This window comes from Pontibacillus chungwhensis BH030062 (assembly GCF_000770675.1).
GTDB classification, from domain to species: domain Bacteria; phylum Bacillota; class Bacilli; order Bacillales; family BH030062; genus Pontibacillus; species Pontibacillus chungwhensis.
The window spans coordinates 513,586-532,649 of record NZ_AVBG01000001.1; the positions used below are offsets into that span (position 1 = coordinate 513,586).

At 39.4% G+C, this 19,064-nt stretch carries 18 protein-coding genes; 9 read left to right on the forward strand and 9 right to left on the reverse strand.

Going from position 1 to position 19,064, the window contains the following annotated elements; genetic code table 11:
- Positions 1–139 precede the first annotated feature (139 nt).
- From N780_RS02610 to N780_RS02620, 3 genes are read left to right on the forward strand one after another with little or no spacing between them, the layout of a single operon-like run.
- The gene (locus tag N780_RS02610) at positions 140–445 is read left to right on the forward strand and encodes an ArsR/SmtB family transcription factor (RefSeq protein ID WP_036779644.1); all 306 of its coding nucleotides are present in this window, start codon (positions 140–142) and stop codon (positions 443–445) included.
- A 10-nt stretch (positions 446–455) separates the two neighbouring features.
- The gene (gene rnz, locus N780_RS02615) at positions 456–1,376 is read left to right on the forward strand and encodes a ribonuclease Z (RefSeq protein WP_036779646.1); all 921 of its coding nucleotides are present in this window, start codon (positions 456–458) and stop codon (positions 1,374–1,376) included.
- A gap of 12 nt (positions 1,377–1,388) precedes the next feature.
- Positions 1,389–2,756 (forward strand): aldehyde dehydrogenase, encoded by a 1,368-nt coding sequence (locus N780_RS02620; protein WP_036779649.1) that lies wholly within the window; start codon positions 1,389–1,391, stop codon positions 2,754–2,756.
- Between the two features lie 42 nt (positions 2,757–2,798).
- Here N780_RS02620 and N780_RS02625 read toward each other — a convergent pair whose 3' ends face one another.
- Positions 2,799–3,287, reverse strand: coding sequence for a metallophosphoesterase family protein (locus N780_RS02625; protein ID WP_036779652.1), 489 nt, complete (start codon positions 3,285–3,287; stop codon positions 2,799–2,801).
- A gap of 31 nt (positions 3,288–3,318) precedes the next feature.
- On the opposite strand from N780_RS02625, the gene N780_RS02630 reads away from it, so the two are divergent.
- The 5 genes from N780_RS02630 to N780_RS02655 all read left to right on the forward strand — a co-directional run bounded on the left by N780_RS02630 (position 3,319) and on the right by N780_RS02655 (position 7,111).
- Complete coding sequence (locus tag N780_RS02630) at positions 3,319–3,756, forward strand: nucleoside 2-deoxyribosyltransferase (RefSeq protein ID WP_036779655.1); 438 nt, start codon at positions 3,319–3,321, stop codon at positions 3,754–3,756.
- Positions 3,757–3,867: 111 nt separating this feature from the next.
- Positions 3,868–4,443, forward strand: coding sequence for a histidine phosphatase family protein (locus N780_RS02635; RefSeq protein WP_036779658.1), 576 nt, complete (start codon positions 3,868–3,870; stop codon positions 4,441–4,443).
- Positions 4,444–4,486: 43 nt separating this feature from the next.
- Positions 4,487–5,485, forward strand: a complete 999-nt coding sequence (locus N780_RS02640) for a sodium:calcium antiporter (RefSeq protein WP_036779660.1) — start codon at positions 4,487–4,489, stop codon at positions 5,483–5,485.
- Positions 5,486–6,092: 607 nt separating this feature from the next.
- Complete coding sequence (locus tag N780_RS02650) at positions 6,093–6,452, forward strand: Lin0512 family protein (RefSeq protein ID WP_036779667.1); 360 nt, start codon at positions 6,093–6,095, stop codon at positions 6,450–6,452.
- A gap of 44 nt (positions 6,453–6,496) precedes the next feature.
- On the forward strand, positions 6,497–7,111 hold the full coding sequence (locus N780_RS02655) for a PH domain-containing protein (protein WP_036779670.1): 615 nt from the start codon (positions 6,497–6,499) through the stop codon (positions 7,109–7,111).
- 398 nt (positions 7,112–7,509) lie between these two features.
- Here the strand turns inward: N780_RS02655 and N780_RS02665 are convergent, their stop codons facing one another.
- The 5 genes from N780_RS02665 to proC form a co-directional block, all read right to left on the reverse strand.
- Positions 7,510–8,688 (reverse strand): pyridoxal phosphate-dependent aminotransferase, encoded by a 1,179-nt coding sequence (locus N780_RS02665; protein ID WP_036779675.1) that lies wholly within the window; start codon positions 8,686–8,688, stop codon positions 7,510–7,512.
- Between the two features lie 334 nt (positions 8,689–9,022).
- Positions 9,023–9,610, reverse strand: coding sequence for a GDSL-type esterase/lipase family protein (locus N780_RS02670; RefSeq protein WP_052114841.1), 588 nt, complete (start codon positions 9,608–9,610; stop codon positions 9,023–9,025).
- Positions 9,611–9,751: 141 nt separating this feature from the next.
- Positions 9,752–11,011 (reverse strand): glutamate-5-semialdehyde dehydrogenase, encoded by a 1,260-nt coding sequence (locus N780_RS02675; protein WP_036779677.1) that lies wholly within the window; start codon positions 11,009–11,011, stop codon positions 9,752–9,754.
- 20 nt (positions 11,012–11,031) lie between these two features.
- Complete coding sequence (proB, locus tag N780_RS02680) at positions 11,032–12,165, reverse strand: glutamate 5-kinase (protein WP_036779680.1); 1,134 nt, start codon at positions 12,163–12,165, stop codon at positions 11,032–11,034.
- A gap of 34 nt (positions 12,166–12,199) precedes the next feature.
- On the reverse strand, positions 12,200–13,039 hold the full coding sequence (gene proC, locus N780_RS02685; protein WP_036779683.1) for a pyrroline-5-carboxylate reductase: 840 nt from the start codon (positions 13,037–13,039) through the stop codon (positions 12,200–12,202).
- A gap of 397 nt (positions 13,040–13,436) precedes the next feature.
- Between proC and N780_RS02690 the strand changes: the two genes are divergently transcribed.
- Positions 13,437–14,798: a DUF2254 domain-containing protein gene (locus N780_RS02690; protein ID WP_036779686.1), complete on the forward strand. Its 1,362-nt coding sequence runs from the start codon at positions 13,437–13,439 to the stop codon at positions 14,796–14,798.
- A gap of 111 nt (positions 14,799–14,909) precedes the next feature.
- Here the strand turns inward: N780_RS02690 and N780_RS02695 are convergent, their stop codons facing one another.
- From N780_RS02695 to N780_RS02705, 3 genes are read right to left on the reverse strand one after another with little or no spacing between them, the layout of a single operon-like run.
- The gene (locus N780_RS02695) at positions 14,910–16,571 is read right to left on the reverse strand and encodes a glycoside hydrolase family 13 protein (protein WP_036779688.1); all 1,662 of its coding nucleotides are present in this window, start codon (positions 16,569–16,571) and stop codon (positions 14,910–14,912) included.
- Positions 16,572–16,589: 18 nt separating this feature from the next.
- Positions 16,590–17,384, reverse strand: coding sequence for an endonuclease/exonuclease/phosphatase family protein (locus N780_RS02700; protein ID WP_036779691.1), 795 nt, complete (start codon positions 17,382–17,384; stop codon positions 16,590–16,592).
- 3 nt (positions 17,385–17,387) lie between these two features.
- Entirely contained in the window at positions 17,388–19,040 is a 1,653-nt protein-coding gene (locus N780_RS02705) for a PTS transporter subunit IIBC (protein ID WP_036779851.1), read from the reverse strand.
- Positions 19,041–19,064: the final 24 nt, after the last annotated feature.

The window sequence follows — 19,064 nt, forward strand, 5'->3', positions numbered from 1 at the left end:
TTTATTTGGCTTAATCAAGATAATAAAGCATCGATATTCAGTTAACCAACAGATATTGAAATCGTGAAATAAAAACTTGCTTCCACCCACCTTTTCGTTTAAACTTTTAAACTAATGAACAGAAAGAAGGAATGGAATCATGTCTACTCAATTTGAAAAGTTATTTCGCCTCAACACTCTAACGTTTCATGCATTAGGGGATACGGCCAGACAGGATATCATACTATTGTTAGACCAACATAAACGTTTAAGCGTAAATGAAATTGCCGATAAGTCTCCCCTTTCAAGACCTGCAGTATCTCACCATTTGAAGATTCTACGTGATGCAGGTATCGTATCCATTGAGAAAGAAGGAACAAAACGGTACTATTATCTTACTATTGAGGAACGAATAGACTTATTAAAACAATTGATTGCAGAAGTTGAAGAGCATTGCATAGAGTAGGAGGACCATCATGGAATTTATCTTTTTAGGAACAGGCGCAGGCGTTCCTTCGAAGAAACGAAACGTCACAAGCATCGCTTTACAGTTATTACAAGAAAGACGGAGCACATGGCTTATTGACTGCGGCGAAGCCACACAGCATCAAATTTTAAATACATCAATTCGCCCAAGAAGAATTGATAAGATATTTATTACACACTTGCACGGCGATCATATTTTCGGATTGCCGGGTTTTTTAGGAAGCCGGTCTTTTCAAGGAGGTACTACACCTTTAGAAATATATGGCCCACGCGGTATTAAAACATTTATCGAAACAGCACTCTCTGTTAGTTCAACGAGGTTAACCTACGATATCCATATCCATGAAATCGAAGAAGGTAAGATTTATGAAGATGATCAATTTGTAATCTCTTGCAAGAAGTTAGACCATGGGATCCTAAGCTATGGGTATGCTTTTGAAGAAAAAGATAAACCCGGTGAACTGCTTGTAGAGCGATTGAAAGAAATGGGCGTTCAACCCGGACCAATTTACCAGCAAATTAAAGACCATCCCCGCGTCATGTTAGAGAATGGAACGATGATTAACCGGGAGGATTATTTAGGTCCACCTAAAAAGGGTAGAAAAGTTTGTGTGTTCGGAGACACAAGGTATCACGAGCGATTTATACCTTTTGTAAAGAATGCAGATGTTCTAGTTCATGAAGCCACGTTCGCTGAAAACGAAAATGAGTTAGCTTTTAATTACTATCATTCCACTACAGCTCAAGCAGCTCGCATTGCTAGAGACGCAGGGGTACAACAATTGATTCTAACTCACATTTCTTCTCGCTATCAGGACAACGATCTTGAACAATTATTAAATGAAGCAAAGAGCTATTTTTCTAATACAGAAATCGCTGCCGATCTGAAGCAATTCAAGGTGAGAGATTAAGGAGGTTTTGAGATGAGGATTCATGATTTAGTCCAACATCAACGCACATTCTACTACACAGAATCTACTAAGCCCTTCTCATTTCGAAGAGAACAATTAAACAATCTAAGAAACATGATTGAAGAACATGAGCAATCCATTATAGAAGCGCTGTATAAGGACTTGCATAAATCGGAATTTGAGAGTTATACAACTGAAATTGGTTTTTTATATAGCGAGATCACCTCTGCTCTAAAAAACCTTAAAGAGTGGATGAAGCCTCAAAAGGTGAAAACGCCTCTTACGCATGCAGGATCTAAAAGTTATTTATATCAGGAACCTTACGGAGTTACGCTCATAATTGCTCCTTGGAATTATCCTTTTCAACTCGCGCTCGCCCCAGTTATTGGAGCCTTGGCTGCTGGAAACACAGTTGTTCTAAAACCATCCGAACTTACACCTGAAACATCTTCTCTCTTGAAGGAAATGGTTAATAAATGGTTTGATCCTGCCGTTTTTGCAGTAGTAGAGGGAGATGCTGAAGTAAGCCAAGAGTTACTTGAACAGCGATTTGATTTAATTTTCTTTACAGGAAGTGTTCCAGTCGGAAAAATCGTTATGGAAAAAGCAAGTCGACATCTAACTCCTGTCATATTAGAACTGGGCGGTAAAAGCCCAACAATCGTAGATGAAGATGCAAATCTAGACCTGGCTGCAAAACGGATTGCATGGGGGAAATTCACCAACGCCGGTCAAACGTGCATCGCTCCTGATTATTTATATGTCCAACGGTCTGTTAAACCCGAATTACTAAGTAAATTAAAACAGGCTATAAAAGACCTGTACGGTGAAGATCCTCTTTATAATGAGGAATATAGTCATATCGTCAATAGACGCCATTTCGATCGTTTGAGTGAATATTTAAACGATGGAGAACTGATAGCTGGCGGAGAGCGTGATGAGGATATAACTGCTATCGAACCAACTATTTTAGATCACATTTCGTGGAAGGATGCTGTCATGCAGGATGAGATCTTTGGGCCAATCTTACCCGTATTAACGTTCGATGACCTAGGTGAAGTTGTAGCAGAAGTGAGAGACCATGAGAAACCTCTTGCCCTCTATTATTTTTCCGAAAATGAAGAGAAACAAGAAGAAATCTTATCAAAGTTATCTTTCGGGGGAGGATGTATTAATGACACGCTCTTCCATGTTGCTAACCCCCACCTCCCCTTTGGGGGCGTTGGTCAAAGCGGCGTAGGTAGCTATCACGGTAAAGCAAGCTTCGACGCCTTCACCCACTCAAAAGGGATCGTTAAGCAAACGACAAAGTTTGACCTTTCCATACGTTACCCTGGTCGTAAACACGGGTTAAAACTTATTAAGAAATTACTCAAATAATGCCTACCCGCTCTCATTGAGCGGGTAGTTTATGTTTACACTCTACGTAATATATTGGTGGGTGCATTGTAGTCCGTTTGAGGTATCAATAATTCCATAAGAAGCATAAGGAAGTTTACGCTTGTCCATTAGAGAGCCTGGATTGAAAAGAAGCGTCTTCTTCACCCATCTTGTTAGTGGTAAGTGTGAATGGCCAAAGATAATGAGATCTACTTCCTCATTTTCAAATGCTTCAATCACTCGCTTTTCAGTAGTCTTCTTCTCTCCATGACCATGCACAACACCTATCTTATATCCATCTATCTTTATAAGTAACTTCTCAGGAAGTAATTCTACAATATCATCTTCTTCAACATTCCCATAAACTCCTTTTACCTCTCCATAATAGGTAAGTGCTTCATATATTTCGATACTACTCCAATCCCCTGCATGAATGATCAAGTCTACCTCCCTCAACTCCTGTATGAAAGATTCAGGGAATGCTCCTCCCTTCTTTGGCATATGTGTATCAGAGACAACGATTATTCTCATTTTCTCATTCCTTTCTAAAGGTGGTTATATAATGAAAGTTTTCTTAGCAGGTCCTTTTTTTAACGAAGAAGAACGTAATAGGGTACGAGAAATTGCTGAGATTCTACAAGATATCAAGGGGTTAGAAGTCTTCATTCCCATGAAAAACCAGTTCAAACCTCTAGAATTTGGAGAAGAACGATGGAGAAAAGCCGTATTCTCAAATGACGTGATACACATTTTAGAATCTGATGTAATGATCGCTATCCATGATAGTGGTGATAAACCCTATCCTGATTCCGGCACGATGTGGGAAATGGGGTTTGCTTATGCAAACCGTATCCCAATCATAGTTTATACTGAAAAGGATACTGTCATGAACCTTATGATTGCAGAGTCAGGAAGAGCATATGTTCATTCATTAGAAGACTTAATCGCTTATGATTTCAACACTCTCCCTTCTAACACTTATAATGGTAAGATCATCTAGCATACACGAGAGATGTTTTCCATTGCTCCTGACCAACTGGTTATGTACAATAATAGTGACCCTAACCGAAACAGTTAAGCAGGCTTCATCATAAGAAAGGATTTAGATATCTTGACTACCATATGTTTAGTAAGACACGGCGAAACGGACTGGAACAAAGAATCGCGTTTACAAGGCCAGGAGGACATTCCCTTAAATAATACAGGACGTAAGCAGGCAAAGGAAGCTGGACTACACCTTCAAAATTCCAATTGGGATGTATTAATCTCGAGCCCTCTATCGAGAGCAAAAGAAACAGCCACTATTATTTTAGACCATCTTAACCAGCCAATTGATCTTGTGGAGATGGATAACTTCAAGGAACGAGCTTTCGGTAAAGGATCTGGATTAACATTTAAAGAAATTCATACCAGATATCCGGAACGCGATTATCCAGGCCAAGAGGAGTGGGAACCATTCCAGAAACGAATTTTTGATGGTTTGCACGAAGTTCAACAACAATTTCAAGACAAAAAAATTCTATTGGTTGCTCATGGTGCTGTAATCAACGCCATACTATCTGTCCTATCAGAAGGAGAAATTGGTTCTGGAAAGACTAAGTTAATGAACGCGTGTATAAGTAACATTGAACATCTAAATGAAATGTGGCAAATCTCAACATACAATGAAACTCATCACCTTTCTTAAACATAATAAATAAATTCTACAATGAACACAGGAGTGTATTTTTTTGACCTATATCCTCTTTACGATAGCTGCTATAATCACCTTTTTACTAGCTGTAAACTTATCTACTTACGCAGATATCATCGAAAAAAAATCAGCAGCAACAGGTGCAATGATTGGCCTATTACTTGGTGCCGCAACTTCCTTGCCAGAAATTACGACAAGTATTACCGCTGTAACTATCGATAATCCTGACCTTGCTTTAGGCAACCTATTAGGCAGCAACCTATTTAACGTACTTATACTAGCCTTATTTGATCTTTATTATCGCAGGTCTCGCCTATTGCGTTACTCAACCAATGAACATGCTGCAACAGCAGGACTTGGCCTATTAATGTCGATGATTATCTTATTATCCTTTATCATCTCACTTCCATATTCCATATGGGGAGTTGGACTCGATTCCATCATTCTAATTGCATTTTACCTAATTGGCATTAAAATTATCTCAGAGTTCACCTCAAATGAGGTAGAAAGCCCCGTAGAGGAAGCGAATGCAAGACACCAACAACGAATTAAAGATACGAGTTTAAATCAAGCCATTCTCTACTTCGCACTTGCTGCAATCGGAACAATCCTTGCCGGAAGTCTTCTTACAGTAACGGGAGATCGCATTGCACAAATTAGCGGACTTGGATCTACATTTGTAGGTTCATTGCTAATCGCTGCAAGCACTTCATTACCTGAAGCTGTATCATCATTTATTGCTATACGATTACGAAATTACTCCTTAATGATGAACGGTATTCTTGGAAGCAACTTGTTTAACCTGCTCATCCTGGCCGGAACAGATATCTTTTTCAGAGACGGCCCCCTTCTTCAAGCAGGAAACGAAGCTCATGTATACTCCATAACTGGATCAATGCTCTTGATAGCAATAACTCTTTACGCCATTTTGCGAAAGAAATCAGCCAATTCACTAACGTATGTTATTCCTTCTACTTTAATCGTGCTGATTTACTTAGCATCAAGCTATTTAATCTACACCCATTCTACAATATAAAAAACAACCAGCCACCTCGGCTGGTTGTTTTTTATATGCCCTGTTTTCGTTTCCTTGTTAGTTTTTCAATCTTCCACATAAGCGTGTTATACGTGAGACTTGGATTTGAGCTGGTTGAGGTAGAGATAGATAGAGTTTCTTTTCCGTTGATTTTGTTGAGAATAAGGCATAACGGGAAACCACCCACTTTCCGTGGGGCCCCACACGATGTGGGGGCGTTCGACGTTGTCGCAGGATGTGACGGTTTTAGTCGGTCTGACTCTTCTTCCCACAGGAGTCTCACAGTTTCCCCTCCCACCTATTCCGTATTACCCTAACTAAAACCTGCCAATTATTGGTGTTGGGGCTTAAGGTCTTTGCGGAGGTCCGTTCAACACCTAAACATCAGGGCTTGCTGTGGGACTGCGAGACTCCCGCGGGGTAAGGAGCCTAGGGAAGACCCCGCAAAGCGCGTAGCGATTGAGGAGGCTTCCCAGCTCCCCGCAGGAAAGCGAGTGGTCCCACAGCAAGCCGAAGCACTTTTCAAGCAAAGGACCTATTCATCCCCATTGCCACAAGACAATGACCATATGCTACAATAGGGATGATTATTGAAAGGAGAGATAGAATGGAACAACTCGTATTTATTGAAACAGGTATGGGCGTTGATGTTCACGGTCAGAATGTCACAAAAGCAGCTGTTCGTGCTGTGAAAAACGCCATACATACCAATTCAATGCCTGGTATTAAGAATATTTTACCTGAACAGTCTTTAGACAACATGGTCGTTAACATAAAACTAGCAGCACCTTGTGATCATGATAAATTAGATCTTGAAGAAGTTCGAAGCGCCATTCCTTATGGTACTGTTACAGTTGAAGTGATGGATGGAGGTATGCTTACAACAAGTGGCATCCATTTAGAAGAAAAAGAAGACAAAAACGACTTAATGTACATCGTCAACGCCTCTGTTGAAGTTGGCTACTAATATCTAAGTTATTTACAGAGCTCGGACAGAAAGGTGGAGAGAATATGTTTAAAAAGGTGGCTTCTGATGCCCTCGGCTTAAGTGATGTAGGTAAAGTTATTCTTCCTGAGGATTATGATAAAGCTGATGCTGATGATTATGTGATGCATGAAGACGGGGAAAAAATCTTCTTCCTAATTAAATCTGCCGCTGATGAGTATTGTTTTACGAACAAAGCTTTAATTCACTTGGATGGTACTAGCGCAACAAGTAAAAAACGTATGCTTCACCGCTACGATTATTACAAACATACTATATCGAATGTTGCCCTTGAAACAGCTGGTACTGTTGATTTAGATGTAGAAGTTAAGTTTTCAATGGGCAATCAGGATTTCTCCATTGACGTCCACAAGAAGAACATCGAAGAGTTAAAAGACTTGTACAAAGCACTCCTTAAAATAGCTGAGATTATGAGCGAAAATGATGCGTATTACGAGTTTACAAAGCAGAGTCTTGATTATGCTTCTAATACACTGCACCGGGCAGATATTAAAGATAACCGTGTATTTGAAGAATTTAAATCCATTAATCAGTTAGCGTTTAACTGGTTAGTTGAAAGTAAACAAAAATACACGGTAAAGGATTTCGGAGAAGTATTTGAGCGCTATATTCAAAACTAGTTTCCAGGCAGCTACCGATTATTTTAGGTGGCTGCTTTTTCTATGAACGAAAAAGCATATTCCCTTCCTCCACACTCATACACTAAAGGGACAGCCTAGAAGTGAGGTGATGTGAGCATGGGAGATGTGATTCCTTTTCCGAAGCCTAAGATTAAACTAACACACGAGGAATCAATCGAGTACAGGGAGCTTCGAGATCTACTAGATCGAGCCCAAACATGGAAAGAACTCAGGGTATGCCAACGCAAAGTAGAACAGTTTAAAAAACGTGTAAAGAAGCGCCACTCCCAAAACCCCTTACCTTGAAGTGGGTTTTCTTTTTTGTTATTAATTAGTTCGGAGTTGCTACTAAGTATAAATAAGAAAGCTCACTTTTATATGAGTGAGCTTCTCCTAATTTATTGATTGGTAAATGAAAGCGTACGAAAACGATCGATTGCTTCTCTTAACCGTTCTTCTGATTCTAGTAAACCGATCCGTACATAGCCCTCACCATATTCCCCAAAACCTACACCAGGTGCCACTACAATTCCAATCTCATCTATAAGGTAATCAGCAAAAGATTCAGAAGTAAAACCTTCAGGAATCTCAAGCCACATAAAGAAGGATCCTTGTGGAGCATCTACACGCCAACCTATATCACGAAACCCTTCTACAAGTTGGTTCCTTCTTGTTTCATAAAGCTCTACTAACTCTTTTACTGATTCCTCGCCGTTGTCTAATGCCTCAGCTGCAGCTTCTTGAACCGCTCCGAACAAACTTACATAATAGTGATCCTGAACGAGTTCTAAAGCTTGAATGACGCTTTTATTTCCTACGGCAAATGCGACACGCCAACCTGCCATATTAAATGTCTTACTCATTGTATACATCTCCACACCTACATTCTTAGCACCGGGCACCTGCAGAAAGCTAAGTGGCTTCTCTCCATCAAAACCTATCGCACCGTAGGCAAAGTCGTGGACCACACATATATCATGCTTATTGGCTACATCAATTGTTTCTTCAAAAAACGCCTTTGTTGCTGTAGCAGCAGTAGGGTTATTTGGATAATTTAAAAACATTAACTTGGCTTTATGTAACGTTTCTTCAGATATCTGATCATATTGCGGGAGAAATTGATTCCCTTTAAAGAGTGGCATCTTCTCCATATTAGCATTTGCCATCGCAACCCCAGACCAATAATCGGGATAACCAGGGTCAGGGACGAGAGCCGTATCCCCTTCATCTAGAAAGCATTGACTCACCTCAACAAGACCTGTTTTACTTCCAAACATTATGGCTACCTCAGTTTCTGGATCAAGGTCAACATCGTACTCTCTTTTATAAAAATTTGCTACTGATCTTTTTAAAAATGGAAACCCTTTAAATGGAGAATATTTGTGATAGACTTCGTTGTCAACGGCTCGCTTTAAAGATTCTGTAACAAACGGAGGTGTCGGCTGATCCGGATTTCCTTGTCCTAAATTAATCATCTCTTTTCCGCCTGCTTCTGCTCTTTTTACTTTATCTACTAACTTTGCAAAGAATTGCTCAGGCAATCGCTCTAGCGCCTTTGAATATGTAAACTGCTTCATGCCTCTCCCCCTCTAAACGGTCTTAATAAAACAGAATAGACCTATTCAACCAATTTGTAAAGACCGAATTTTCTTACTAGTAAATTCATTTGAACATCCGTTACGGCACATAAAAAAGCTAACCAAAATGGTTAGCTTTTAAAATCTAGAAGTAAATCTAGAAGTGTCCGTACTGTAAGCCAGGTTGTTGGTAGAGAAACGGGCAAATTGAATGACTTCCCGTTCTCTTTTTCGCGTTTTAAATTCACAAATATAAGGTTCAAATTTGGGTGTTTGATAAGTAAATCGCTCTTTCAACACCAATCCCTCCAACTTAATTAGGTCAGTTATAGTGTTAACGGAAAACATCACCCTTATTTATGAATGAATGACGATCTGCAAATTCTTGAATTTTCGAGGATAAGAGAGCGTATCCTTCAAGAGAGAAATGAAGACCATCATGATCAGGTCCATCTACTAAATATGTATAATCTTTCATTTGTAACATCTCTCCAAATAAATCAAAAACTTCGACCCCTGTTTCTTCAGCCACTTCTTGAACAACATTTGAATACGACCGTAACTTCCCATTTGTTCGTTTTTGTTGGACCTTTTCATCTACAGCAGGGGGAGTAATTAAAAGCACACTAGACGCCTTTAAATGATTTACCATATGTAATAAATTGTTTCTAAACAGTGTTAGTGATACCTTGCGATGATCCGCCCCATCATTTGAACCAAAGAGGATCGTTACCATTGAGGGGTTATGAGCTAAAACTTCTCGTTCAAATCGCTCTATCCCATCTTCAGTTGTATCACCTGACACGCCACTGTTAATAATAACCAGATCCCCTAACTCTTCTTGAAGTTGTTTCGTTAATGGGGATTCAGTAAATCCATGTCCTGCGGTAATACTGTCTCCAAAGCATACCATCCTCCTCATTATATCCTTCTCCTTTTAAAATTTATTAGCCATTATATCAACCCTATGCTAGCTCAACAAACATAAAAGGGACCCAATCATACAATCAGATCCCTTCCTTTTTATATCAATATACAGCTTTTCTTTTAATTGTAAATTGATCTAGCGGACTTGCCCAGTGCCTTTCATTTGAAATTTAATTGTCGTCAAGGCCGGCAGCCCCATTGGCCCTCTGGCATGAAGCTTCTGAGTTGAAATGCCAATTTCTGCACCAAATCCTAACGCCCCACCATCGGTAAACCGTGTTGATGCATTGTGATAAAGAGCTGCGGCGTCTACAAGTTTCATAAAGAGGTCAACATTTTGAAGATCTTCTGAAATAATCGCTTCTGAGTGCTTCGTACCGTACACTTCAATATGTTCAATTGCCTCTATAACATCAGCTACAACTTTCACCGCGATATGCTTACTTAAATACTCTTCTGCCCAATCTGCTTCCTTCGCTTCTGTTGCACCTGGTATGGCCTCAACAGCCAATTTATCGCCATGTACAGATATTCCATTTTCTTGTAAAGCCTGTATTAGCGCTTCTTTATGGGCATTCAACCATGTTTCATGAACGATGACGGTTTCTACCGCATTACATACAGCAGGTCGATCGGTTTTGGCATTCATAAGGATTGAGATGGCTTGATCAACCTCAGCACTTTCATCAATGTATATGTGACAATTCCCAACTCCCGTTTCTAGTACCGGAACCGTTGCATTGTTCACAACTGCTTGAATTAAAGACCCACCTCCACGAGGGATTAATACATCAATATGTTCTTTCATAGTAAACAAAGCATTAGTGGCTTTACGATCTGTGCTGGCTATAAATTGAATGGCATCCTTAGGAATTCTTGTGTTCAATAACCCTTCTTTCATGACTTCCACGATTTTTTTATTTGATTCAATCGCTGAAGATCCTCCCTTTAGAACAATAGAATTACCTGATTTTAAAGCAAGCCCTGTTGCATCTACCGTAACGTTTGGGCGAGCTTCATAAATCATGCCAATCACACCAAGAGGGACAGTCACTTTTTGTACTTGAAGTCCATTATCAAGTGTCCAGTCTGATTGAACAATACCAGTAGGGTCATCAAGAGAAGCCACTTCCCGTAGACCATTTGCAAATTCAGACACCCGTTCTTTTGTAAGAGATAAACGGTCCATAAACGCTTCTTCATACCCTGCTTCACGACCTTTGATAAGGTCTAATTCATTTGCTTTAAGGATCTCTTCCCAATTCGCTTCTATTTGATCTGCAATGGCATGTAATGCTTTATTCTTTTCCTCTGTAGTTAGGATGGAAAGTGTCTTTGATGCTTTCTTTGCTTGAATGGCTTGTGCTTCTACATTCGTTTGTTCTTTCGTAATCATGTATCTATTCCTCCTCTATATTAAACACTTACAGGTAATGCAAAATCGAGATGGCATACAAAATCTTCACGTTCCACGGCTGCTTGTTTATATTTAGATAATCGATCAATCGGTTGACCAATAAAGGACTTAAAGGTTGTTGAAGAATAGTTCACAACACCAAGACCTACTTCTTCTCCGGAGACATCAATAACACGAACAACTGCCCCCTTATCGAAATCACCATGAACTTTCGTTACATGTGCAGGGTGTAAGCTATTCTTTTGTTGAACAATCATATCCTTAGAATCCATGCTAATAATGACTTCACCCTCTGGTCCAGAATTAAAGGCAATCCACTGCTTCTTTTGATTAAGGTTGGTCGTGTCTGGTTTAGAAGTGAAGTAAGTACCTTTTGCTTTATGATGAACTGCATCATAAACGATGTTCGCAGTCGAAGCCTTCCCTAAGAAAGAAGCGATCCCAGAAGCCATCGCAATCTTAAAGGCATCAATCTTAGACTTCATGCCCCCTGTACCTACCGAACTTCCTGATCCTCCTGCAGAGGCCTCAATTTCATCTGTGATCTCTTGAACTTGTTCTACAAGTTTTGCGTCTGGATTATCATTTGGGTTCTCATTATACAGTCCCTCAATATCAGAAAGAATAATAAGCTGATCTGCATCTACAAGTCCCGCTACTTTTGCAGATAGCGTGTCGTTATCTCCGAATTTCAGAAAGTCCATCGTAATCGTGTCGTTCTCATTAACAATTGGGATAATGCCTCGATCAAGTAAAACGTTTATCGTACTTCTAGCATTATTGTAACGGTCCTCATCAGAGAAATCGCTTCTTGTAATGAGTATCTGTGATCCTACATAACCGTGTGAAAGAAATAAATCAGAATAGGATTCAATAAGAAGTCCTTGGCCAATAGAGGCTGCAGCTTGCTTCTCTGCAAGATCTGTTGGTCGCTCTAAACAACCCAGCTTTCGATACCCAGCTGCTACTGCACCAGAAGATACAAGCAACACTTCATGGCCTTCATCTTTTAAACGAACGACTTCGTCTACTATTTTTTCTAGTTTCCGACGGCTAATCTCCCCATGCATACTCGTTAGAGAACTACTTCCAATTTTAATGACGATACGTTTCGATTCGGTTTCTGTAATCATACGTTCCTCCTGCAATTCAATAGTTTGTTTCATGTTATTTTGTTGCAACTAGGGTTGGTTTCATCTGTTTGCTCATTTCCTTTGAACGAGATGTAGCACCTTTAACTGCTGCCGCGATGGCTTCTCCGCCACCGTGATGATCAAGCTCCTCTAGCCCAGCTGCTGTGGTACCATTAGGAGATGTCACATTTTCTCTTAACTCAGTAGGGCTCTCTGATCTTTCTTGAATCATTTTAGCTGCACCAAGTATGGTTTGCGCACCGATAGACCTCGCAAGTTCTCCTTCAAGTCCTGCTTCTATGCCCGCTTGTTCAATATGCTCCATAAGATTATAGAAATAAGCAGGTCCACTGCCGGCAATCCCTGTAAAAATATCCATCTGATCCTCATCGATGATGTAAGCTTCTCCGAAGGATTCCATTAATGCTTTAGTGAGGTAAACTCGATCTTTAGGGGCATGGGTTCCTGGCGCTATCGCCGTGGCAGATTCCCCGATCATGCTAGAAGTGTTAGGCATGACTCGAATCACTTGTTGCTTATCAGGTAAGTGACTCTCCATGTGTGAAGTTGTAATTCCTGCTAAGACAGAAATGATGGTTTGATGTGGGTATAAGTGAGGCCGTATAGATTCCAATACAGAATCAATGTCTTTTGGTTTCATTGCCAATATAAATAGATCAATCGTTGCAAAATCTAAGTCTTCACGCTTTTTCGCTTGAATGCCATATTTATATTTCAACTCGTTTAAACGATTCGTGTTACTTCGGTTTGATACGATAATTTGACTCGGAGTGACTTGGTTTGACTGAACCATACCTGAAATCATCGCTTCAGCCATAGATCCTGCTCCTAAAAAAGCAATTGTTTGTGTCACTACTTTAACACGCTCCCTTTTTTCGCTTTTGTAACAACGAAGATTATCGTAACATTCAAAAAAATATATGCAAGGGCTTTCGATTAAGTGGGGTGCAAAGAGGCGAAATAGTTAATGAAAACGGTTCCATTTAGTCTTATTCACTTCTTTTGACGTCTCATGAGGTCTGATTTCTTCTCAGAACGATTTATGAAGATTATGGAAAGGAGATTTTAATAAATATAATTTAATTCTTAATATTCTAACACTTCAACCTAAACCTTACTCCTGCACACTCGAACAATCCCCTTCCATTTGGGCTAGTATCATAAAAATTTTACGTCAATTAATTATTTTTAGATTAACAAAGTCGACATTGAGGAAATAATAGATATAACCACTAAAGGAGTACGAATGGATGTTCTATATACTAAAAAGATATTTAACAATGTCAAAACGCGAAAGAAAGAATGAATTACAGTCCACACTTTGGTTTATGCCCATGTGGTATATTATAGCTTCCATATGCCTCTCTGCTATAACCTTTATATTGGATTATAAGCTAGATATAGCATCTTATTTCCCTAAACTAGTAGCCTTTAGCGCAAGTACAACTCAGACCCTTATAGGTTCCTTAGTTGGAGGAGTTTTAACGCTTAGTGCCTTCACGATTAACTCGATCTTGGTTGCACTTACTACATTTAGCGGGCAGTTTTCGTCTAAAATGCTCCTAAATTACATAAGCGATCGAAATACCCAACACGTTATGGGAATCTTCAACGGTAGTTTTATTTATGTATTACTAAACTTTCTATATGTATCTAATGAAGATGTAGAATATCTTCTAGCTATCCCGTTTCTCTCCATAGCGACCGTCTTTCTTGCAGCCATTACATTTGTGTATTTCATTAACCACACGACCACTTGGCTACAAGTTCACAACATTACCGCACGCATGAAAGAGAATTCAAAGAGTATTATTCAAAGTTCTCTGATGAAAGAGATACAACCATTTCGAAAAGATCCAAATGAGTCCACCGCCCAACTTCCTTCTGAACAAGGGGTAGTAGTCAATGCAGAAAGCTCTGGCTATCTTCAGTTAGCAGATTTCCAACGACTCATTCATAAGGCAAAAGAAGACCGTTTAATTATAGAACTTCACCCGCGTATAGGGGAGTTTGTACTGTGTAACACGCCGTTATTCAGCTATTGGGGAAATAAAGAAAATTTCGATAAAAAGAAATATTTAAAGTTAGTTGTTCTAGGTAAAAAACAAACAGAGATCCAAGACCTTGAATACGGAGTTAATAAACTTGCTGAAGTAGCTATCAGAGCCCTAGGAAATGATGACCCGTTAACTGTTACGAACACTCTTCATCAAATTACAGAACTACTTCAAGAAGTTGGTAGTGTTACTGACTTCTCTCCATATTTGTATGATGAAGAAGGTAATCTGAGGCTAATGCTTTGTCAGGAAGACTTTAAATATTACTTGCACAAAGGCTTTGCCAACATACGAGAATACAGCCACCATAATGTAACGATTATTACTGAAATCTTGTCTATGCTTTCTTTAATGGCTAAAGGGATGGATGAGAGATTCCATGATGATATATGGGAATTTGCTTTCCAAACGGTTAAAGGGTTAAACGGTTGCAGCCTATTTGAGAATGATTGCTATTACCTTATTGACAACCTGAGATTAGTCACAAAGAACACACGCAAGGAAGATGAGTTTGAACCATTAAAAGAAGAGCTTTTAAAAACCATTTATCAGTAGAGCCTAAATGTAGCACCCCTACAGAACTAAGCGATATAATCTACTGCATCCAATAATAAAAAAGAGGACAAAACCATTTTGGTTTTGTCCTCTTTTATTAGATAGTATGACTTAGGCAGAGAATACGTAAACACGTGCTTCATAGGGAGAGAGTTTTAATTCAGTATCACTTGTGTCTTCATTCATGTTGTAATTACTTAATACAAGAGAAGGAGGACTTACAGATACCGGAGATTTAAACACCACATCAGATTCTGTAAGATTTGTAATTACTAAAGCTGTTTCATTCTCTAAAGTTCTTGTATAAGCATAAACTTGTGCGTCATCAGCGTTTACCAAATCATATGTCCCATACGTAAATAAATCGTATTGTTTTTTCAATTGAATCATAGTCTTATAGTATTCTAAGATAGAATCTTGATCATTCTGCTGAGATTCTACATTAATCGTTTCATAGTTGGGATTAATTTTCATCCAGGGATTTGCGGTCGTAAAGCCAGCATGTTCGTCTTGACTCCATTGCATTGGTGTACGGCTATTATCTCGAGAAGTACTCCATAACACCTTCATCACGTCTTGATGAGTGTAGCCTTCTTCAATCATGTTTTGATACGTATTTTTAGCAGCAACGTCATCAAAATCCTCAATTGAAGGGAACTTAAAATTGGTCATCCCTATTTCTTGTCCTTGATAGATAAACGGTGTCCCCTGCATGAAGAAATACATCGTTCCTAAAGATGTAGCACTTTCACGCCAGTACTTACCGTCATTACCCCAAGTTGAAACACTTCTCGCTTTGTCATGGTTCTCAATGAAGAGGGCATTCCACCCATCTCCTTCAAGACCTTTCTGCCAACGAGTCAAAGCTTCTTTCAATGCTAACACATCTAACTTTTGGTCGGCATCCTGGTCCCAAAGGTCTAAGTGTTCGAACTGAAAGACCATGTCCATTTTTCCTTCTTCACCAACCCAAAGGTGTGCTTCATCAGCACTTACACCATTGGCTTCCCCTACAGTCATAACGTCATAGTTTCCGTAAGTCTTATCTTTAAACTCTTGAAGAAACTTGTGAATACCTTCCTGGTTCATGTGCATATCAAAAGAGGAAACATACTTCTCTTCCTTAGGATTAGGAAGAGAAGGAAGACCTGGGCGCTTCTTAATATGACTAATGGCATCAATACGGAAGCCATCAATACCTTTATCAAGCCACCAATTTACTGTGTCGTACAATACTTCTCTAACTTCTTCATTCTCCCAGTTTAAGTCCGGCTGTTTCTTTGAGAACAAGTGCATATAGTATTGTCCAGACGTCTCATCGTATTCCCAAGCAGACCCTCCAAAGATACTTTCCCAGTTATTTGGTTCTTCACCGTTCAGAGGGTCTCTCCATATATACCAGTCTCGCTTAGAACTTTGAACGGAGGACTTTGATTCTAAAAACCAAGGGTGTTCATCACTCGTATGGTTTAAGACAAGATCGATAATAAGCTTCATTCCACGTTTATGTACTTCACGTAAAAGCTCGTCAAAATCTTCCATTGTACCAAACTCTTCTAATATATCTTGATAGTCTGATATATCATAACCATTATCATCTTTAGGAGATTTGTACATAGGACAAATCCAAATAAAATCTATACCTAAATCTTTCAAGTAATCAAGCCGACTAATCATTCCCTGTAAGTCACCAATACCATCGCCATTTGAATCTTGAAAGCTTCGAGGGTACACTTGGTACCCAACAGCTTCTTTCCACCATACTCTTTCCATCATTATTCCCTCATTTCTTTAACCGATTGTAAACGTAACCTCTAAGCCATAATGATCGGATACAATCGGTGTTGTTCTCCCATCAAATACAACTTCTGACTGCTGTACATGCACATGTTGATTACTAAAGATGTGATCAATTTTGATCCCTTCTTTGTTCTGGTCCCAACCGGCAATGTTCCCTTTAATTGTTTCTTCACCAATTTGTTCTAGAGCTACTTTATGTGTATCAATCCATCCATGTGCAAGGATATAATCATACCCTTCCTCACGACTCTCATCAGAAGCATTGAAGTCACCCAGAAGGAAAGATAAGCCTTCAACATTCACGTGACTCATAAGTACATCCACTTGAGTATCATAAGGCTCGTCTTTATCACCCCACCAACCTAGATGACAAGAGTAGAGTCTTACAGGCACCTCATTGATCACACACTTTGCAGATACAATCTTTCGTGATTTCCAATAGTCTATGGAGGTCGAATTTGTCACATAAAATGACTCTGAAGATTGAATCGGATGCCTTACAAGAAGCGCAATCCCCTCTTCATAAACGTCATATCCATAATGGGAAACCTCCCAGACTAATTCATAATCAGTACTCCCTAACGCATTTAATTCCTGTTGTATTAAATACCCATAGTTATCATTCCTGATATGGTCGTACACATAATGAGCATCTTTATGCTGACTTACTTCCTGTAACGCAACGGCATCATAACGGCTTTTATGAATTCTTGCTGCAACCTGTTTAATTTTAGTCATTTGATTGTCTTCCTGCCATGCGTGTCCATTCAATGTCAGTAGTTTCATATATTAAGCTCCTAGCTTTGTTTGAATCTCAGATTTTAGAACATCTGCTTTAGGGCCATAGATTGCTTGAACACCTCTATCTTTCACAACAAGTCCCATAACTCCGTTACGCTTCCACTCATCTTCTTTAGCTACTTTCTCTAAATCATTCACTGTTACACGTAAGCGTGTCATACAAGCGTCTACTTCATAGATGTTTTCCTTACCACCTAGTAATGCAATAACTTGACCGGATTGAGAATGATCTTCTCCGTTCTCACTCATAGAAGGATCTGCCGTACGATCTCCTTCTCCGCCGTCATCAATGTAATTGCCTTTACGCCCTGGAGTTGGTAATTTCATTTTTTTAATCATAACATTCGCAATTGAGAAGTTCAGTCCAAAGAATACAAGGCATGTTACGACAAAGTTAATTAAATCTCGCCCAATCCCTGCATTAATCATAAGAGGTGTACGAGTAATTAATTCAACCATACCAAATGCATGTACACGTAAATCTACTAAGTCTACAACAGCAAAGGCTAAACCTGTCATGATCGCATAAACAACGTATAATAAAGGCGCAGCAAACATAAACATAAACTCAATTGGTTCCGTCACCCCTGTCAGGAATACGGCAAGCCCAGCTGAAAGGAATACAGATTTATATTTACTCTTCTTATCTTCGTCTACGTTTTTATACATCGCAAGGGCAATACCTATTAAAGCCGCAGTTGATGTAACAACCTGACCTGCTTTAAAACGAGCAGGTGTAACATTCTCTTTCAGTTCATTATAAGCTTCCATATTACCTTGAGACATATAGTTGTAAAGATCTGTTGCCCAAGCCAACCATAGCGGATCCTGACCAGCTACTGCTTGTCCTATATTTTTTCCAGTCTGAATAATGTACGTTCCACCTAGTTCCGTATAATTAATTGGAACAGTTAACATATGGTGAAGACCAAACGGAAGCATTAATCGTTCCATAGCACCATATACAAATGGAGCTAAAATTGGTGCGGTATCGCGTGATGTTGCAATCCATTCACCAAAGTTGTTAAGAACGGTTTGAACAGGAGGCCATACAAGCGCCAATAATAGTGATACAAACACAGAACCTACCATTACAACAAACGGTACAAAACGTTTTCCATTAAAGAAACCTAATGCATCTGGTAACTTGTCAAAGGCATAATATTTATTAAAAAGACTAGCTCCTAAGAAACCAGAAATGATTCCAACAAATACCCCCATGTTCAGGGCTGGTGCACCTAAGACATTAATAAAATAATCCCCGACAGGCATTTCAGTACCTAAAAATGATGTTACGGTTTCCTCTCCTCCAATTAACATGGCTGAGTTTACACCGAATATTGCACCGGTAATTCGGTTAATAAAGATAAAAGCAAGAAGCGCAGCAAACGCTCCTCCTGCACGTTCTTTAGCCCAAGACCCACCAATTGCTACGGCGAATAAGATATGAAGGTTACCAATAATAGACCAACCTATATCTTCCATGATTCGCGCAAACGCTTGCATAAACACAAGATCATCTACAACCATATCAAGTGCTTTCCCTAACGAGATCATAATACCAGCTGCTGGCATTACAGCAACTACAACCATCAATGCTTTACCGAACTTTTGCCAAAAATCAAATGAAAAGATCGGCAATTGCTTAATTTTAGACATGTTCCC

Bases quoted from the DNA above. Each gene is read 5' to 3' on its own strand.
- N780_RS02700 (WP_036779691.1), bottom strand. From the start codon at position 17,384: ATGAAACTACTGACATTGAATGGACACGCATGGCAGGAAGACAATCAA.
- N780_RS02625 (WP_036779652.1), bottom strand. From the start codon at position 3,287: ATGAGAATAATCGTTGTCTCTGATACACATATGCCAAAGAAGGGAGGA.
- N780_RS02650 (WP_036779667.1), top strand. From the start codon at position 6,093: ATGGAACAACTCGTATTTATTGAAACAGGTATGGGCGTTGATGTTCAC.
- N780_RS02690 (WP_036779686.1), top strand. From the start codon at position 13,437: ATGTTCTATATACTAAAAAGATATTTAACAATGTCAAAACGCGAAAGA.
- N780_RS02610 (WP_036779644.1), top strand. From the start codon at position 140: ATGTCTACTCAATTTGAAAAGTTATTTCGCCTCAACACTCTAACGTTT.
- N780_RS02655 (WP_036779670.1), top strand. From the start codon at position 6,497: ATGTTTAAAAAGGTGGCTTCTGATGCCCTCGGCTTAAGTGATGTAGGT.
- N780_RS02630 (WP_036779655.1), top strand. From the start codon at position 3,319: ATGAAAGTTTTCTTAGCAGGTCCTTTTTTTAACGAAGAAGAACGTAAT.
- N780_RS02695 (WP_036779688.1), bottom strand. From the start codon at position 16,571: ATGGAAAGAGTATGGTGGAAAGAAGCTGTTGGGTACCAAGTGTACCCT.
- N780_RS02670 (WP_052114841.1), bottom strand. From the start codon at position 9,610: ATGAGGAGGATGGTATGCTTTGGAGACAGTATTACCGCAGGACATGGA.
- N780_RS02665 (WP_036779675.1), bottom strand. From the start codon at position 8,688: ATGAAGCAGTTTACATATTCAAAGGCGCTAGAGCGATTGCCTGAGCAA.
- N780_RS02675 (WP_036779677.1), bottom strand. From the start codon at position 11,011: ATGATTACGAAAGAACAAACGAATGTAGAAGCACAAGCCATTCAAGCA.
- rnz (WP_036779646.1), top strand. From the start codon at position 456: ATGGAATTTATCTTTTTAGGAACAGGCGCAGGCGTTCCTTCGAAGAAA.
- proB (WP_036779680.1), bottom strand. From the start codon at position 12,165: ATGATTACAGAAACCGAATCGAAACGTATCGTCATTAAAATTGGAAGT.
- N780_RS02620 (WP_036779649.1), top strand. From the start codon at position 1,389: ATGAGGATTCATGATTTAGTCCAACATCAACGCACATTCTACTACACA.